The sequence below is a fragment of the Mycobacterium sp. E3247 genome (assembly GCF_001667785.1).
GTDB lineage: Bacteria > Actinomycetota > Actinomycetes > Mycobacteriales > Mycobacteriaceae > Mycobacterium.
In genome coordinates this window covers 21,743-38,866 of record NZ_LZJG01000382.1, presented here as the reverse complement: position 1 = coordinate 38,866, position 17,124 = coordinate 21,743, and the positions used below count along the sequence as shown (strand labels likewise).

Below are 17,124 nucleotides of genomic sequence, written 5' to 3'. Positions count from 1 at the left end.
CGACTCCTTCTTCGACCTGGGCGGCGACAGCATCTCCTCGATGCAGGTGGTGACGCGGGCCCGCGCCGCCGGCCTGACATGCCGGACCCGCGACATCTTCGTCGAGCAGACCGTCGCCCGACTGGCCCGCGTGGTCGGCACGGCCGACGGCGACGACGGCGTGACCGACGAGGGCACCGGAGAACTGCCCGCAACGCCGATCATCCGGTGGTTGCAGGGCGTGCAGGGTCCGGTCGACCAGTTCAACCAGACCATGGTCGTGGAGGCGCCCGCGGGGACCGACGAGGCCGACGTGCTGGCGGTGTTGCAGGCCGTGCTGGATCGGCACGCCATGCTGCGACTGCGTGTCGAGGACGGGTGGTCGCTGACGGTGCCCGAGCCGGGTGCGGTGGACGCCGCCGACTGCCTGCACACCGTCGAGGTGTTGTCCGACGCGGCGGTGCTCGAGGCGCGGTCGCGGCTGAACCCGGCCGAAGGAGCGATGCTCAGCGCGCTATGGGCAGCCTCCACCCGCCAACTGGTGCTGATCATCCACCACCTGGCCGTCGACGGCGTGTCCTGGCGAATCCTGTTGGAGGACTTGAACATCGCCTGGGCGCAGCATCGGGGCGACCAGCCGGTGGCGTTGCCGCCGGGTGGAACGTCGTTCGCCCGCTGGGCCGCCCTGCTCAGCGAGCACGCGCACACCCCGGCGGTGGTCGAGCGGGCCGACGCCTGGAGGCGGATAGCGGCCACCCCGCCCGCCCTGCCGGCCGTGCGCCCCGAGACCGACACGTACGAGACCGCCGAGCACCTCTCGGTGCAGCTCGACGCGGAGACCACCCGCACGCTGCTCGGGGAGGCGCCAGCGGCGTTCCATGCCGGCGTCAACGACATCCTGTTGATCGGCTACGCCCTGGCCTGGGCGGAGTTCCTGGGCCCCAACCCTGCCCAAGTCGCGCCGATCGGCATCGACGTCGAGGGCCACGGCCGCCACGAGGAACTCGCGCCCGGAGTCGACCTGTCGCGCACCGTCGGCTGGTTCACCACCAAATACCCGGTCTCCTTGACGGTGGGCGAATTGCCTTGGGAGCGTGTGCTTTCCGGTGACCCGGCGTTGAGCGCGGTGCTCAAGGACGCCAAGGAACAGCTCCGGGCGCTGCCCGACCCGTTGACCTACGGGCTGCTGCGCTACCTGAACACCGAGGCCGGCCTGGATGGCCCCGACCCGACGATCGGCTTCAACTACCTGGGCCGGTTGGGCGGCGCCGCGGCCGAGCTGTCGGACGAGTTGTGGCGGATCTCCCGGGACGGCTCCTCGGTGACCGGCACCAGCACGGCGGTGCCCATGCCGCTGATGCACACCGTGGACCTCAACGCGGGCACCGCCGACACCGAGGACGGCCCGCAGCTGCACGCCAACTGGACGTGGGCTCCGTCGGTGCTGGACCGCGCGCAGGTGACCCGGCTGAGCCGGCTCTGGTTCGAGGCGCTGACCGGCATCTGCGCCCTCGTGCGATCCGGCGGGGGCGGGCTGACCCCGTCGGACATTCTGCCGGCCCGGTTGACCCAGCAGCAGATCGACGAGCTCGAGCGGCAAGCCCCGATCGCCGACGTGCTACCGCTGACACCGTTGCAGCAGGGACTGCTCTTCCACGCCACCACCACGCGGGGCGGCCAGGATTCCGGCGACCTGTATGTGGTGCAGCTGGACATCGGCGTCGTCGGCGCGCTCGATCGTGACCGGCTGCGCGATGCCGTGCAGACCGTGGTGAACCGGCATCCGCACCTGGTCGCCCGGTTCTGGGACCGGCCCGACGAACCGGTGCAGATCGTCCCCGCGAACCCGGCGATGGCATGGCGGTACGTCGAACTCGCCGAAGGCGGGGGCGACGGCGAGGGCCAGGACGACCGCCTCCGGGACCTGTGCGCCGCCGAACGCGCCGCGGTCTACGACGTCGCCCATCAACCCGCCTTCCGGGTCGCCATGATCCGCACCGCGGCCAACCGGCACCGGCTGGTGCTCACCATTCACCACATCGTGCTGGACGGCTGGTCGGTGCCGATCCTGGTGAACGAGACCTTCGCCAGCCTCACCGGGCAGCGGTTGGCCCCGCCGCCGCCGTATCGCGGATTCGTCACGTGGCTGGCCGAACGCGACCTGGACGCCGCGCGGTCCGCGTGGGGCGAGGTGCTCGCCGGCTTCGACACCCCGACGCTCGTCGCGCCGCCGCACCACCTGGAGCCCGGCGCCCGGGGCCTCGAGACGTTCGCGGTCTCGGCCGACACCACCCGGGCGATCGCCGAGCTGGCCCGCTCCCGCCAGACCACGGTCAGCACCGTGCTGCAAGCCGCGTGGGCGCAGCTCCTGATCTGGCTGACGGGCAATCACGACGTCGCGTTCGGCACCACGGTCTCGGGCCGGCCGGCCGAGGTGGCCGGGGCCGAGTCGATGGTGGGCCTGCTGATCAACACGATCCCGGTGCGCGCACACATCACCCCGGCAACAACCACGGCGGACCTGCTGGACCAGCTTCAGGGCGCGCACACCGACACCCTCGAGCACGAGCACCTGTCGCTCAGCGAAATCCACCGGCTGACCGGCCACGAGAAGCTGTTCGACACGCTGTTCGCCTACGAGAACTACCCGCTGGAAACGGCCGCGATGGCGGTCAACCACGAGCTGTCCATCACCGACTTCGACGTCTTCGAGCGCAACCACTACCCGCTGACGATGCAAGCCGCCCTGGCCGGCGACCGGCTCGGCCTCCGCGTGGAATACGACGCGGACGTGTTCGACCGGCGCACCATCGGGGCGCTGACCGACCGGCTGGAGCGGGTGCTGGTGGCGATGACCACCGACCCGGCCCGGCGGCTCTCCTCGGTCGACCTGCTCGACGAGCCCGAACACGCCCGGCTGGACGCGATCGGCAATCGGGCGGCGTTGACCCGGCCGGAGCCGGCACCGGCGTCGATCGTGGACCTGTTCGCCGCGCAGGTCGCGCATCGCCCGGACGCGGTGGCGATCAGCTGGACCGGCGTGTCCATGACCTACCGGGAGTTGGACGAGGCGGCGAACCGATTGGCCCATCTGCTGGCCGCGGAGGGCGCCGGCCCCGGGCAGTCTGTGGCGCTGCTGTTTTCGCGTTCGGCGCAGGCGATCGTGGCCATCCTCGCGGTGCTCAAGACGGGAGCGGCGTACCTGCCGGTCGACCCGGCCGCCCCGGTCGCCCGCATCGGCTTCATGGTCGGGGATGCCGTGCCGGTCGCCGCGGTCACCACCGGGGGATTGCGGTCGCGGCTGGACGGGTGCGACGTCCGGGTCATCGACATCGAAGACCCGCGAATCGGCGGCTGCCCGGACACCGCGTTGCCGATGCCGGCGGCGGACGGTGTCGCCTACCTCATCTACACGTCGGGCACCACCGGCGTGCCCAAGGGCGTGGCGGTCACCCATCAGAACGTGACCCGGCTGATCGGCTCGCTCGACGCCGGCCTGCCCGCCCCCGGTGTCTGGACCCAATGCCACTCGTATGCCTTCGACGTGTCGGTGTGGGAGATCTTCGCCCCGCTGCTGCGCGGCGGGCGCGTCGTGGTGGTGCCCGAGGCGATGGTGCGCTCACCGCGGGACTTCGGCGCCCTGCTGGTCGATGAAGGGGTCAGCGTGTTGACCCAGACCCCGTCGGCGGTGGCGATGCTGGACCCGGCCGGCCTCGAGGGCGTGGCACTGGTGATGGCGGGGGAGGCCTGCCCCGCCGAAGTGGTCGATCGCTGGGCGCCGGGCCGGGTGATGGTCAACGCCTACGGCCCCACCGAGACCACGATGTGCGTGGCGATCAGCGCCCCGCTCAACGCGGGGTCGGGGACGCCACCGATCGGCTCGCCGGTGGCCGGCGCCGGGTTGTTCGTGCTCGACGCCTGGTTGCGGCCGGTGCCGCCCGGGGTGGTCGGCGAGTTGTACGCGGCGGGCACCGGGGTGGCCACCGGCTACCTCGGGCGGCCCGGGCTGACCGGGTCGCGGTTCGTGGCCTGCCCGTTCGGCGAACCCGGCACACGGATGTATCGCACCGGTGACCTGGTGCGATGGGGCGCCGACGGGCAGCTGGTCTACGTGGGCCGCGCCGACGAGCAGGTCAAGATCCGCGGCTACCGCATCGAACTGGGTGAGGTCCAGGCCGCGCTGGTCCGGCTGGACGGCGTCGACCAGGCGGTGGTGATCGCCCGCGAGGATCGCCCCGGCGACAAGCGGCTGGTCGGCTACATCACCGGGACCGCCGACCCCGCCGAGGCGCGCACCACGCTGGCCGGACGCCTACCGGTCTACATGGTGCCCAGCGCCGTGCTGGGGCTCGACGCGCTGCCGCTGACACCGAACGGCAAACTCGACACCCGCGCACTGCCGGCACCGGAATACACCGGCGGCGCGTACCGGGCCCCGTCGAACGCCACCGAGGAGATCCTGACCGGCGTCTTCGCCCGGGTGCTCGGCGTCGAGCGGGTGGGCGTCGACGACTCCTTCTTCGACCTGGGCGGCGACAGCATCTCCGCGATGCGGTTGATCGCCACCATCAACGCCGACCTGTCGGTCGACCTCGCGGTGCGCACCCTGTTCGACGCGCCCTCGGTGCGAAGCCTGAGCCGGCGACTGGCCACGGACACCTCGTCCGGCCAGGACGTCGTTCCGGTGCAGACGCTCAAGCGGGGCGCCGGCATCCCGGTGTTCTGCATCCACCCCGCGGGCGGTGTGAGCTGGCCGTACCAGGTGCTCGGCACCTACCTGGACTGCTCGATCATCGGGATTCAACAGGTGCGTGCGGGCGCCGAACGCGAACCGCGGTCGATCCGGGACATGGCGGAGGTCTACGCCGACAGGCTGCAGGAGGCCTACCCGTCCGGGCCCTACAACCTGCTCGGCTGGTCGTTCGGCGGGGTCGTCGCACACGCAGTGGCGGTCGAGCTGCAGCGGCGCGGGTGCGTGGTCGCCCGGCTGATCCTGCTCGACGCCCAACCCACCATGGACGACGGGGCGGCCCCGCCGGAAGAGGCCCTCGGTGCGGGCCAGCTGCCGGAGGCCTCCCGATCCGGGCGGCTGTTCGACCTCCTCGCCGACAACCTCCGCAAGAACGTCGAACGCTACCGAGCTCACCGGCCCGGCGTGTTCACCGGGGACATCACCGTCTTCTCCGCCGCGCAGGACGGGGGCGACCGCAGCGCCTTCCTGTCGCGGTCCTGGCGGCCGCACGTGTCCGGCGAGATCCTCATGTACTCGGTCGAGTGCGGGCATGACGACATGTTGACCAGCGAGTCGGTGGGTCTGTACGGACAGCGGCTCAGGCGTTTGCTGGTGCTCGCCGAGCGCCGGCTCGAGCTGGCCCAGGATGCTCAGCGCGCGGCGGCGTCGCGGGAGGACAAGGTGTCCGGGGAGCGCGCCGGTTAGCGAATTCGACGCGGTGGCTCAGGAGGACGACGCGCCGACGCTGGCCTTGTGCTGGGGGCAATAGGACGCCACCGAGGCGCCGAGCAGGAAGGCGGCCTCGTGGGCCGACAGATCCGTGGCCCTGGCGACGCCCATCACCAGCGAGCTCGGCGTCCTGCCCTTGTCGAGTCCGGCGCACATGTTGTGTCCGGCGGCGATCGCGGCGCCCCGGTCGGTGACGACGACTCCGTGTCGCTGAATCTCCGCGATGAACGAATCGTCGTTCGGATCGGCGGACGCCGGCGCGGCGAAAAGCACCGCGGCGGATGCGAGGGCGAGCGCGCCGAGCGCCGGCCAAGTCCCGCGATGCGCATTCTTTCGCGTCAAGGTCGTCCTCAATCTGCGGCCGGGCCGTGGTTGCCAGTGGTGGCTGAACGTTAACCAGAACCGAGGCGTGTTTCTCGCCGGAGCTAACCGCGCAGCTCACACAATTCGTCTCGCACCGCGGGGTCGGTTGGCGGTTCAAGGCCGGGTGCGCCGGACGGCCGCCTCAGGATGGAGATCGGAACCTATTGCACGGCAGTCGGTTTCATCAGAAGGCGGCGGTCCGGGGGCCGGCCCACGGGCGGAACCCGCGGGGGCGGACGTCGCGACCGGCCCGGGAGCGTTCCGACGGCGAGAACACACCGCAACCAAGATTTAACCGTCGCGGGGCTCACCGCGCCCCAAATCCGATCCCGCGGGTGGCAAATCCCGGGCGGACGCCGCCGATCCATTTCACAGTGGCCGTACGGGCGCGCCGCGACCGCCTTCGGTATGGTCCAAGGAGTGTGCGGAGTCACCGGGGAGGTACGGCTCGACGGGCGGGTCCCCGATGTAGCAGCGGTGTCGGCAATGGCCGCCGTAATGACCCCAAGGGGCCCGGACGCGTCCGGTGCCTGGTCACAGGGCCGTGTCGCGCTCGGACATCGTCGCCTCAAAATCATCGACCTCAGCGAGGCCGGCGCCCAGCCGATGGTCGACTCGGAGCTGGGTCTGTCCATCGCCTTCAACGGCTGCGTTTACAACTACAAGGAGCTGCGCAGCGAACTCACCGGGCACGGCTACCGGTTCTTCTCGCACAGTGACACCGAGGTCCTGCTCAAGGCCTACCACCGGTGGGGCGACGACTTCGTCAGCCACCTGCACGGCATGTTCGCGTTTGCCATCGTCGAGCGCGACAGCGGCCGGGTGCTGCTCGGTCGCGACCGGCTGGGGATCAAGCCGCTCTACCTGACGGAGGACGCCCACCGGATCCGGTTCGCCTCGGCCCTGCCGGCGCTGTTGGCGGGCGGCGGCGTGGACACCCGCATCGACCCCATCGCGCTGCACCACTACATGACGTTCCACTCGGTGGTGCCCGCGCCGCTGACCATCCTGCGGGGGGTCCGCAAGGTGCCGCCGGCGTCGCTGATCGCCATCGAGCCCGACGGCCGGCGCACCACCACCACGTACTGGACCCCGGACTTCACCCGGCACGACGACCGCGCCGGCTGGTCGGAAACCGACTGGGAAGAGGCGGTGCTCGACGCGCTCCGCGTCGCCGTCAAGCGCCGGCTGGTCGCCGACGTGCCGGTCGGCTGCCTGTTGTCCGGCGGGGTCGACTCCAGCCTGATCGTCGGCCTCCTCGCCGAGGCGGGCCAGCACGGCCTGATGACGTTCTCCATCGGCTTCGAGGCGGCCGGTGGCGTCGAGGGCGACGAGTTCCAATGGTCGGACATCATCGCGAAGCGCTTCGAAACCGACCACCATCAGATCCGCATCGGAACCGACCGGATGCTGCCCGCGCTCGACGGCGCGATCGGCGCGATGAGCGAGCCGATGGTCAGCCACGACTGCGTCGCCTTCTATCTGCTCAGTCAGGAAGTGGCCCGCCACGTGAAGGTCGTGCAGTCGGGCCAGGGGGCCGACGAGGTGTTCGCCGGCTACCACTGGTACCCGCCGATGGGCTCACCGGCCGCGGCGTCGCTGGAAGGGGCGGTCGCCGAGTATCGCGGCGCCTTCTTCGACCGCGACCCGGCGGAGCTGGCGGGCCTGCTGGGGCCGGGCATCATGGCCCCGGGCGACCCCAGCGAGCGCTTCGTCACCGAGCACTTCGCGCGCGCCGGTGCCGAGACCGGCGTCGATCGCGCGCTGCGGCTCGACACCACCGTGATGTTGGTGGACGACCCGGTGAAACGGGTCGACAACATGACCATGGCCTGGGGTCTGGAGGGCAGGGTGCCGTTCCTCGACCACGAGCTCGTCGAGCTGGCGGCGACCTGCCCGCCGGAGCTGAAGATCGCGCACGAGGGCAAGGGCGTCCTCAAACAGGCCGCGCGGCGGGTGATTCCCTCGGCGGTCATCGACCGGCCCAAGGGTTACTTCCCGGTCCCGGCGCTGACCCACCTGGAGGGGCCCTACCTCGACATGGTGCGCGACGCGCTGTATGCGCCGGTGGCCAAGGAGCGCGGCCTGTTCCGTACCGAGGCCGTCGACGCCCTGCTGGCCGACCCCAACAGTAAGCTGACCCCGCTGCGCGGCAACGAACTGTGGCAGATCGCCCTGCTCGAACTCTGGCTGCAACGGCATGGCATCACGGGTCCGGTGGCATGACCGTGGCCGATCCCCCCGGCGACCACACCGAGGCGATCACGATGGGCCTGCACGACGCCTCGCCGCCGGAGCTGGTGGAGGCGATGGCCAAGGATGTCGAGCTCGAGTTGGGCTGGGGCCGGCTCATCTTCGGCCAGACGTTCGCTGACTCCCAGCAGCTGGTGGAGGCGCTGCGCCGGGAGGGCCCCGGGCGTCGCGACATCTGTATCTACGCCCGCGAATCCCACGTGGTGGTGGCCGAGGCGCCGACGGAGCTCTTCATCGACCCCAGTCACACCTATCGCCTGCGTTTCGCCGACACCGCGCCGGAAGACCTGTCGGCGCCGCCGTTGGGCATCACCGTGCGGACACTGAACGACCCGGTCGACGCCGACGCGATGAACCGGGTCTACGTGCGCTGCGGCATGGTGCCCGCCGGTGTCGACGTCATCTGGAACAACCACCTGAACGTGCCGGCCGTGACTTATCTGCTGGCGGTGCGGGACGCGGACGGCGCCGTGGTGGGCACCGTCACCGGCGTCGACCACGAGTTGCTGTTCTCCGATCCCGAGCAGGGGTCGAGCCTGTGGACCCTGGCCGTCGACCCCGCGGCCGGGCTGCCCGGGATCGGCGCGGCCCTCACCCGGGCGCTGGCCGAGCGCTTCCGCAACGCGGGCCGCGCCTACATGGACCTGTCGGTTGCGCACGACAACGTCGCCGCCATCGGCCTGTACGAGAAGCTCGGCTTCCGCCGCGTCCCGGTGCTGGCGATCAAGCGCAAGAACGCGATCAACGAACCGCTGTTCAGCCCGCCGCCTGAGACGATCGACGACCTCAACCCCTACGCGCGGATCATCGCCGACGAGGCGCTGCGCCGCGGCATCTGGGTCGAGGTGCTCGACGCCGAGACCGGCGAGATGCGACTCACCCACGGCGGCCGCAGCGTGGTGACCCGCGAATCGCTGTCCGAGTACACCTCGGCGGTCGCCATGTGCCGCTGCGACGACAAGCGCCGGACGCGCCGCCTCGTCTCCGAGGCGGGCATCACGGTGCCGCGCGCCCGCCTGGCCACGTTCGACGAAGGCGACTACAACTTCCTCACCGAGGTCGGCGAGGTGGTCGTCAAACCGACCCGCGGCGAACAGGGGAAGGGCATCACCGTCGGCGTGACCGCCGAGAACGGTCCGCAAGACCTCGCCGACGCCCTGGCCCGCGCGCGTGAGCAATACCCGGACGTGCTGATAGAGCAGCGGGTGCAGGGCGACGACCTTCGGCTGGTGGTGATCGACGGCCGGGTGGTCGCCGCCGCGCTGCGGATGCCACCGGAGATCATCGGGACGGGGGAGCACAGCATCCGGGACCTGATCGCGGCCGAAAGCCGGCGGCGCTCCGCGGCCACCGGCGGCGAGTCCCGCATCCCGCTCGACGACCTCACCGAGGCTACGGTCGCCGAGGCGGGCTGGGCGCTGGACGACGTGCTGCCCCAGGGCAGCCGCCTTCGCGTGCGCCGCACCGCCAACCTGCACCAGGGCGGCACCATCCACGACGTCACCGCCGTGGTGAATCCCGAACTGTGCCGCGTCGCGGTGACGGCGGCCGAGGCGATCGGCATTCCCGTGACGGGCATCGACCTGCTGGTGCCCGACGTCACCGGCGCCGAGTACGCCTTCATCGAAGCCAACGAACGGCCGGGGCTGGCCAACCACGAACCGCAGCCCACGGCCGCGGCTTTTATCGACTTCCTGTTCCCCGGCCACCCGGGTCAGCCGGCGGCCTGGACACCCGAGGAGTCGCGCGCCGACCGCGGCTGAGGCTTGCCATCTGCTTCGCTTGGGTAATTCTGAAGATCACTCAGAGAGGAGCCAGATGAGCGGAAGCGTGCAAACCGGGACCATCACCACGCACGTGCCGGCGCGGTTGGACAGGCTGCCCTGGTCGCGATTCCACTGGCGCGTCGTGATCGGGCTGGGCGGGGTGTGGATCCTGGACGGGCTCGAGGTCACGATGGTGGGCAACGTGTCCGCCCGCCTGACCGAAAAGGGCAGCGGCATCGACCTGAACGCCGCGCAGATCGGCCTCGCGGCCGCGTTCTACATCGCGGGCGCCTGCCTGGGCGCGTTGTTCTTCGGGCACCTGACGGACCGGTTCGGCCGGCGCAACCTGTTCATGCTGACCCTGGCGGTGTACCTGGTGGCCACCGTCGCGACCGCCTTCGCTTTCGCCCCCTGGTATTTCTTCGTCGCGCGGTTCTTCACCGGCGCCGGCATCGGCGGCGAATACGCCGCGATCAACTCGGCCATCGACGAGCTGATCCCCGCCCGGCTGCGCGGCCGCGTCGACCTGATCATCAACGGCACGTACTGGCTGGGCTCCGCCGCGGGTGCGGCCGGTGCGCTCGTATTGCTCGACACGTCGCACTTCGCGCCCAACATCGGCTGGCGGCTCGCGTTCGGCGTCGGCGCCATCTTCGGCATCTTCGTGCTGCTCGTGCGGCGCAACGTCCCGGAGAGCCCGCGCTGGTTGTTCATCCACGGTCGCGACGAGGAGGCCGAACGGGTCGTCGGCGAGATCGAGGAGGCGGTGCGGCAGGAAACGGGCGAGCCGCTGCCCGAGCCGCAGGGCCGCAAGCTGAAGATCCGCCAGCGCGAGGCGATCTCGTTCCGCGAGATCGCCCGGGTGGCGTTCAAGCTCTATCCACGGCGCGCGATCCTCGGGCTGGCGCTGTTCACCGGGCAGGCCTTCCTCTACAACGGTGTGACGTTCAACCTCGGCACGCTGTTGAGCGGGTTCTACGGGGTGCCGTCGGGGAAGGTGCCACTGTTCTTCATCCTGTGGGCCCTGAGCAACTTCGTCGGGCCGCTGGCGCTCGGGCACCTGTTCGACAGCATCGGGCGCAAGCCGATGATCACCGCCACCTACCTCGGCTCCGCGGTGGTCGCGGTCGTGCTCGCGATCCTATTCGTGACCCAGCTCGGCGGCGTCTGGGCGTTCATGGGCGTCCTCGCGGTCGCGTTCTTCCTGGCCTCGGCGGGCGCCAGCGCGGCCTACCTGACGGTCAGCGAGATCTTCCCGATGGAGACCAGGGCGCTGGCGATCGCGTTCTTCTACGCGGTGGGCACTGCGATCGGCGGCATCACCGGCCCGTTGCTGTTCGGGCAGCTGATCAATTCCGGGGAGCGCGGCCAGGTGGTGTGGTCGTTTGTGACGGGCGCGGCGGTCATGGCGATCGCGGGTCTGGTCGAATTGCGGCTGGGCATCGCGGCCGAACGGCGCCCGCTCGAAGAGCTGGCGTTGCCGCTGACGGTCGAGGACGCCGAACACCGCGAGGACCGCGACGGTGGGCGCGACTGACGGCCCCGGCGTAAAGACGTCGTAAGGGACCCGGTCGGGATGTCCGGTCCGGTTGGGATGATCGCGGGTGTGCTCCGTGCCCCGCGCGTGAGAGATCCTCGGAGTAACGGGTGATGCGGTCCCGCCGTTCGGTGCAGATCCGCCGGCTGCGTGAGTGGCTCGCGCTGTGTGCCGCTCTCGCGCTGATCCCGTGGACGGTTTTCCTGGGAGTGACGTTGCCGCAGAGCTACACCGCCCAGCATTGGCAGGTGACCTGGGTCGGATTCGACCTGTTCCTGCTCGCGTTCATGGTCACCACCGCCGTCCTTGGTTTCACGAATCACCCCCTGTTGACGTTGTTCGCGTTCGCGACGGGCGTGCTGCTGATGTGCGACGCCTGGTTCGATGTGCTCACCGCCGAACCCGGCGACATCGTCGTCGCGGTCCTGGCCGCCGGGGTGGGCGAGCTGCCGCTCGCGGCCGTCCTCATCGCCGGCGCGCTGCGCATCGCCCGTCTGCAGGGTGGGCCCTCCGGGCGTTCGTGGGCGTTCGCCCTGCGGCCGCGCGGGTCCCGCCCGACAGCGGCGGGTCGCGACTCACGATCGCAACCATCGCGGCGATACCGGTGACGCGGGTGTAACAAATTCGCCATCGAGAGTTCCTAAAGTGAGCCGGTCCAGCCGTCCGTCGAGGACAAGCGGTGGGCCCCCTTGAGCGATAGGAATTCCATTGAGCGGCAACGCAGTCCGCCTGCAGGCGATCAACAACGTCGAGGCATACGTCCCTCCTGCCATCAGCTTCGTCCCGGGTGAACTGCCGGGCGAGATCTTCGGCTCCAACGTCTTCACCAAGGCCGAGATGCAGGCGCGGCTGCCCAAGGCGGTGTACAAGTCGGTCGTGGCGACCATCGACAAGGGCGCCAAGCTCGACCCGGCTGTCGCCGATGCCGTCGCGGTCGCCATGAAGGATTGGGCGTTGGAGAAGGGCGCCACCCACTACGCGCACGTCTTCTATCCGATGACCGGGCTGACCGCCGAAAAGCACGACAGCTTCTTGGAACCCGTCTCCGACGGGCAGACGCTCGCCGAATTCGCCGGCAAGACCCTGATCCAGGGCGAGCCCGACGCCTCCAGCTTTCCCTCGGGCGGGCTGCGCAGCACCTTCGAGGCGCGCGGCTACACCGGTTGGGACGTGACCAGCCCCGCCTACGTGCTGGAGAACCCGAACGGCAATACGCTATGCATCCCAACGGTTTTCGTGTCGATGACCGGCGAGGCGCTCGACTACAAGACGCCGCTGCTGCGCAGCCAGCAGGCCATGGGTGTCCACGCCGAGCGCATCCTGAAGCTGTTCGGTCACCAGGACCTGAACAAGGTGGTGTCCTTCTGCGGGCCGGAGCAGGAGTACTTCCTCGTCGACCGCCACTTCTTCCTGGCGAGGCCGGACCTGATCAACGCGGGCCGCACCGTGTTCGGCGCCAAGCCGCCCAAGGGCCAGGAATTCGACGACCATTACTTCGGCTCGGTGCCCGAGCGGGTGCTCGGCTTCATGATGGACACCGAGCGGGAGCTGTTCAAGCTCGGCATCCCGGCCAAGACCCGGCACAACGAGGTCGCCCCCGGCCAGTTCGAGGTGGCGCCGATGTTCGAGCGGGCCAACATCGCCTCGGACCACCAGCAGCTGCTGATGACCGTGTTCAAGACGCTGGCCAAGAAGCACGGCATGGAGTGCCTGTTCCACGAGAAGCCGTTCGCCGGTGTCAACGGCTCGGGCAAGCACGTCAACTTCTCGGTGGGCAATGCGGAGCTGGGTTCGCTGCTGGTGCCCGGCGACACCCCGCACGAGAACGCCCAGTTCCTGGTGTTCTGCGCGGCGGTGATCCGCGCGGTGCACAAGTTCGCCGGGCTGCTGCGCGTCTCGGTCGCATCCGCCACCAACGACCACCGGCTGGGCGCCAACGAAGCGCCGCCGGCGATCATCTCGATCTTCCTCGGTGAGCAGCTCGCCGACGTGTTCGAGCAGATCGCCAAGGGCGCGGCGACGTCGTCGAAGGGTAAGGGCACCATGATCATCGGCGTCGACACCCTGCCGCCGCTGCCGACCGATCCCGGTGATCGCAACCGGACCAGCCCGTTCGCGTTCACCGGCAACCGGTTCGAGTTCCGGGCGCCCGGTTCGGGGCAGACGGTCGCCGTCCCGATGATCGTGCTCAACACGATCATGGCCGACTCGTTCGACTACATCGCAACGATTTTGGAGAAGGCCGTCGAAAGCGGCGAGGACTTCGACGCGGCGGTGCAGAAGCTGCTCACCGAGATCATCACCGATCACGGCGCGGTGGTGTTCAACGGGGACGGGTATTCGGAGAACTGGCAGATCGAGGCGGCCGAGCGCGGCCTGCCCAACCTGAAGACCACGCTGGACGCCATCCCCGAACTCATCAAGCCCGAATCGGTCGAAGTCTTCGAGAAGTACGGCGTTTTCAACGAACGCGAGCTGCACAGCCGCTACGAGGTGCGGCTGGAGCAGTACGCGCTGACCATCGGGGTCGAGGCGAAGCTGGCCCTCGAGATCGGGACGACCGTGATCCTGCCGGCGGCCCTGCGCTACCAGACCGAGCTGGCCCAGAACGTGGCGACACTGAAGGCCGCCGGGGTGGAGCCCAACACGGCAGCGCTGGAAGCGGTTTCGGCCCCGCTGTCCGACCTCACCGCCGCGCTGGCGGCGCTGCGCTCGGCGCTGTCGGACCACTCGGCGTCCTCGGCGCTCGAGGAGGCCACCCACGCGCAGGAGGCGCTGCTGCCGGCGATGGAAGCGGTGCGCGCGGCCGCCGATGCGCTGGAAGGCGTTGTGGCCGACGACTTGTGGCCGTTGCCGACCTACCAGGAGATGCTCTACATCCTGTGAGGGTCAGCCGTACGCGTCCCACCACGTATGCAGGTCCTCGACGGTGGCCGGGTCGCCGGAGACGTCGCTGAGCATGAGCTTCTCGTCGTTGGTCCAGATGACGTTCGGGTGGTTGTTGTAGGTGCCGCAGGCGATCAGGCCGGCCGTGTCGTTGGGCGTCTGGTCGTAGTGCCAGCTGATCGGTGAGCGTCCCTCGCCGGGGCAGTTCACCAGGCTGACGTTGCCGATGTCGTCGGTGAACGCCCTCTTGAGCCGGTCGGGCGTGGGGAACAACCCGTAGGTGGCGTGGCTGGGGCCGCCGGGTTGGGTGTTCGGCCCGCACGTCACCATCGCCACCGCGTGCACCCAGATGCTGCCCGACTCCGGGGTCGCGGGCACGCACGTTCCCGCGAGGTAGCCGGGCGGCAGCAGGCTCATCAGCCGCGCCTGGTCGTCGTTGGGGGCGGCGCTGGACGGCGGCGGGGTTTTCGCGACCGTCGACTTGGCGTGCCGCTGTCCGCCGGGTTGCAGCAGCAGCCAGCCACCGACGGCGCAGGCCGCCAGGACGGCCACCGCCGCGGCCGCCACGATCGGCCAACGGTTGCGCTTGCGCGGCGCGGCGGCGGCCGATGGCGGCGCCGGCGCCTGTGGCAGCGGCGGGTCCGCCGACGTCTCGGTGTGGAAGCTGTTGGGCGGCGCACCGGCGGTTTCACCGCGCCGCAGGATCGTGTCGGCGCGCTCGCGTTCGGGGCTGCTGAGCGCCTTGTGTGCGGCATCGGCCAGGGCCCCGGCGGTGGGATAGCGTTCGATCGGATCCTTGGCCATGCCGCCGGCGATCACCGCGTCGAAGGCCGGGCTCACCCCGGATCCCTGCTCGCTGGGTTTCGGGATGGGCTGCATCATGTGCCCGGCGACCAACACGCCCGTGCTCTCGGCGGGATACGGCGGCGTCGCGGTCAGGCATTCGTAGAGCACGCAGGCCAGCGCGTAGACGTCGGCGCGAGGGGTCACTTCGTCGCTTGAAAACCGTTCCGGCGCCATGTATTTCAACGTTCCCACGGCGGTGCCCAGCTGGGTGAGCTTCTCGTCGGTTTTCGCGCTGGCGATGCCGAAGTCGACGAGATAGGCGAAGTCCTCGCCGGTGATCAGGATGTTCTGCGGTTTGACGTCGCGGTGCATCACCCCGGCCGCGTGGGCGGCATCGAGGGCCGACGCGACCTGGCGCACGATGGCCACGGCTCGCGGGGCGGGGAGCGGTCCGTGCCGTTCGAGCAGGCTGCCCAGGTCGACGCCCTCGATGAGCCGCATCTCCAGATACAGTTGCCCGTCGATCTCGCCGTAATCGTGGATGGGGACCACGTGCGGTTCCAACAACCGGCCGGTGATGCGGGCCTCGCGCTCCATTCGCTTGCGGAAAACCGGGTCCTGGCTGAACGTGTGCGACATCAGCTTGAGCGCCACCGTCCACTGCTTGACGGTGTGCTCGGCTTCGTACACCTCGCCCATTCCGCCGCGGCCGAGGAGTCGCTTGAGGTGGTAGGGGCCGAACATCGTCCCCACCCGCGACCCCTGCGCGCCGGTCATCGAGTGACTCCCATCGACTCACAACACCCTCGGGGGGCGCTCGTGCGGCCCACCCATCTCATCGCACGAAAAGTACAGCATCACCGTTCGGCATGCGATCGCGTCGGTCACCAGGCGGTATGGCCGGCTCGGCCCGCGCGGCGCGCGGCGTCCCAGGGCGGCGAATCATGATGTGCGGTAACGCCTGTCACGCCGGCCCGCCACCGATTCCTCGATCGGCCCCGTGGGGCCGCACGGCGTGGCGGCTCAGGTCCATGCCGGGAACGGTTGTGGTTCCCGCGGTCCGGCGAGCGATGACGGGGAAGACGGTTTCCCGCCCACGCCGGCCCTTCAACTCCACCTTTTCGCCTTCGCCCCAGGTGAAGTGGCCGTCCACCGTGCTCCGGACGCCGCTCGTCACGATCACCGCGGCCCGGCCCTGGCGGCCCGCCAACCCGGCCAATCGGAACGCCACGTTGGTCGAATCGCCGATCACCGCCTCCACCGAACGTGTCATGGCCGCCAGCGCCACCGTGCCCACCACCACCCCCCACCCCATGCGGATCGGCGAGTCGTCGGGGCCACGCAACGGCAGTCCCGGCCCGAGCTCCTGGACGAGCCCGTTGGCGGCGAGTGCGAAATCTATTGCCCGCTCGGCGGCGTCGGCGAATTTGCTCGCCTCCCAGATCGCGAATATCGCATCGCCCGCGTAGTGGTTGAGCGTGCCCTGGTGGGCACGCAGCACAGCGCCCACCTCGTTCCAGAGCGTGTGCAGGCTCCTGGCGACGACGCTCTCCTCCGTCACTTGGGAGATCGTCGAGTAGTTGATGATGTCACCGACCACCATCACCAAGGCGGCCTGGCTGATCCGGGTGCGTGTCAGGCCGTGGGGCATGGCGGCAGCGGCGGCGTTGAACCGTTGCGAGCGGAAGATCAGGGCCACGTCGCCGATTCGGATCTCGTCACCCGGGCGGATCGGCCGTGGCACCGCGCGCTCCAGGCGCATCCCGTTGACCATCGTGCCGTTGGTGCTGGTGTCGATGGCGAAAGCCTGGTCGGCGGCGGCGTCCAACCGGATCTCGAGATGGGTGCGCGAGATCTCCGGATCGCGAATCATCAGCCTGCGTGGTTCGCTGATCCCCGCGCATTCGCGGCCGATGAACAGCTGATCGAAAATGGGCACGCTGCGTTCGGAACCACCGTCGTTGACGACCAGGTAGCCGAGCGGCTCACCCGGCCCCCCACCGGGCATCTCGATCGCTGAAGTCATGGTTGTTGCCTCGCCGCGTCTCATCACCTCGTGCCGGCGGTTTGCTGCGGACAATACCGCAAGGCGC

At 69.8% G+C, this 17,124-nt stretch carries 9 protein-coding genes; 6 read left to right on the top strand and 3 right to left on the bottom strand.

Annotated elements, in window-relative coordinates:
• Positions 1-5,416, top strand: a 5,416-nt coding sequence (locus A9X04_RS20870; RefSeq protein WP_156764448.1) for a non-ribosomal peptide synthetase, incomplete at its 5' end; no start/stop codon positions are given.
• Positions 5,417-5,434: 18 nt separating this feature from the next.
• Here the strand turns inward: A9X04_RS20870 and A9X04_RS20865 are convergent.
• The gene (locus A9X04_RS20865) at positions 5,435-5,782 is read right to left on the bottom strand and encodes a DUF732 domain-containing protein (protein ID WP_067924482.1); all 348 of its coding nucleotides are present in this window, start codon (positions 5,780-5,782) and stop codon (positions 5,435-5,437) included.
• A gap of 441 nt (positions 5,783-6,223) precedes the next feature.
• Between A9X04_RS20865 and A9X04_RS20860 the strand changes: the two genes are divergently transcribed.
• The 5 genes from A9X04_RS20860 to A9X04_RS20840 all read left to right on the top strand — a co-directional run bounded on the left by A9X04_RS20860 (position 6,224) and on the right by A9X04_RS20840 (position 14,245).
• The gene (locus A9X04_RS20860) at positions 6,224-8,029 is read left to right on the top strand and encodes an N-acetylglutaminylglutamine amidotransferase (protein WP_067924473.1); all 1,806 of its coding nucleotides are present in this window, start codon (positions 6,224-6,226) and stop codon (positions 8,027-8,029) included.
• Entirely contained in the window at positions 8,026-9,819 is a 1,794-nt protein-coding gene (gene ngg, locus A9X04_RS20855) for an N-acetylglutaminylglutamine synthetase (protein WP_067924470.1), read from the top strand. Before A9X04_RS20860 ends, ngg begins: the two co-directional genes overlap by 4 nt.
• A 55-nt stretch (positions 9,820-9,874) precedes the next feature.
• Complete coding sequence (locus A9X04_RS20850; RefSeq protein WP_067924462.1) at positions 9,875-11,359, top strand: MFS transporter; 1,485 nt, start codon at positions 9,875-9,877, stop codon at positions 11,357-11,359.
• 113 nt (positions 11,360-11,472) lie between these two features.
• Complete coding sequence (locus A9X04_RS20845) at positions 11,473-11,967, top strand: hypothetical protein (protein ID WP_067924455.1); 495 nt, start codon at positions 11,473-11,475, stop codon at positions 11,965-11,967.
• 100 nt (positions 11,968-12,067) lie between these two features.
• Complete coding sequence (locus A9X04_RS20840) at positions 12,068-14,245, top strand: glutamine synthetase III (RefSeq protein WP_067924454.1); 2,178 nt, start codon at positions 12,068-12,070, stop codon at positions 14,243-14,245.
• Positions 14,246-14,248: 3 nt separating this feature from the next.
• Here the strand turns inward: A9X04_RS20840 and A9X04_RS20835 are convergent, their stop codons facing one another.
• Together A9X04_RS20835 and A9X04_RS20830 are read right to left on the bottom strand one after the other, a co-directional pair.
• Positions 14,249-15,808, bottom strand: a complete 1,560-nt coding sequence (locus A9X04_RS20835) for a serine/threonine-protein kinase (RefSeq protein WP_067924451.1) — start codon at positions 15,806-15,808, stop codon at positions 14,249-14,251.
• A gap of 187 nt (positions 15,809-15,995) precedes the next feature.
• A complete protein-coding gene (locus tag A9X04_RS20830; RefSeq protein ID WP_231985779.1) occupies positions 15,996-17,057 on the bottom strand; it encodes an adenylate/guanylate cyclase domain-containing protein in 1,062 nt (353 codons plus the stop codon).
• Positions 17,058-17,124 lie beyond the last annotated feature (67 nt).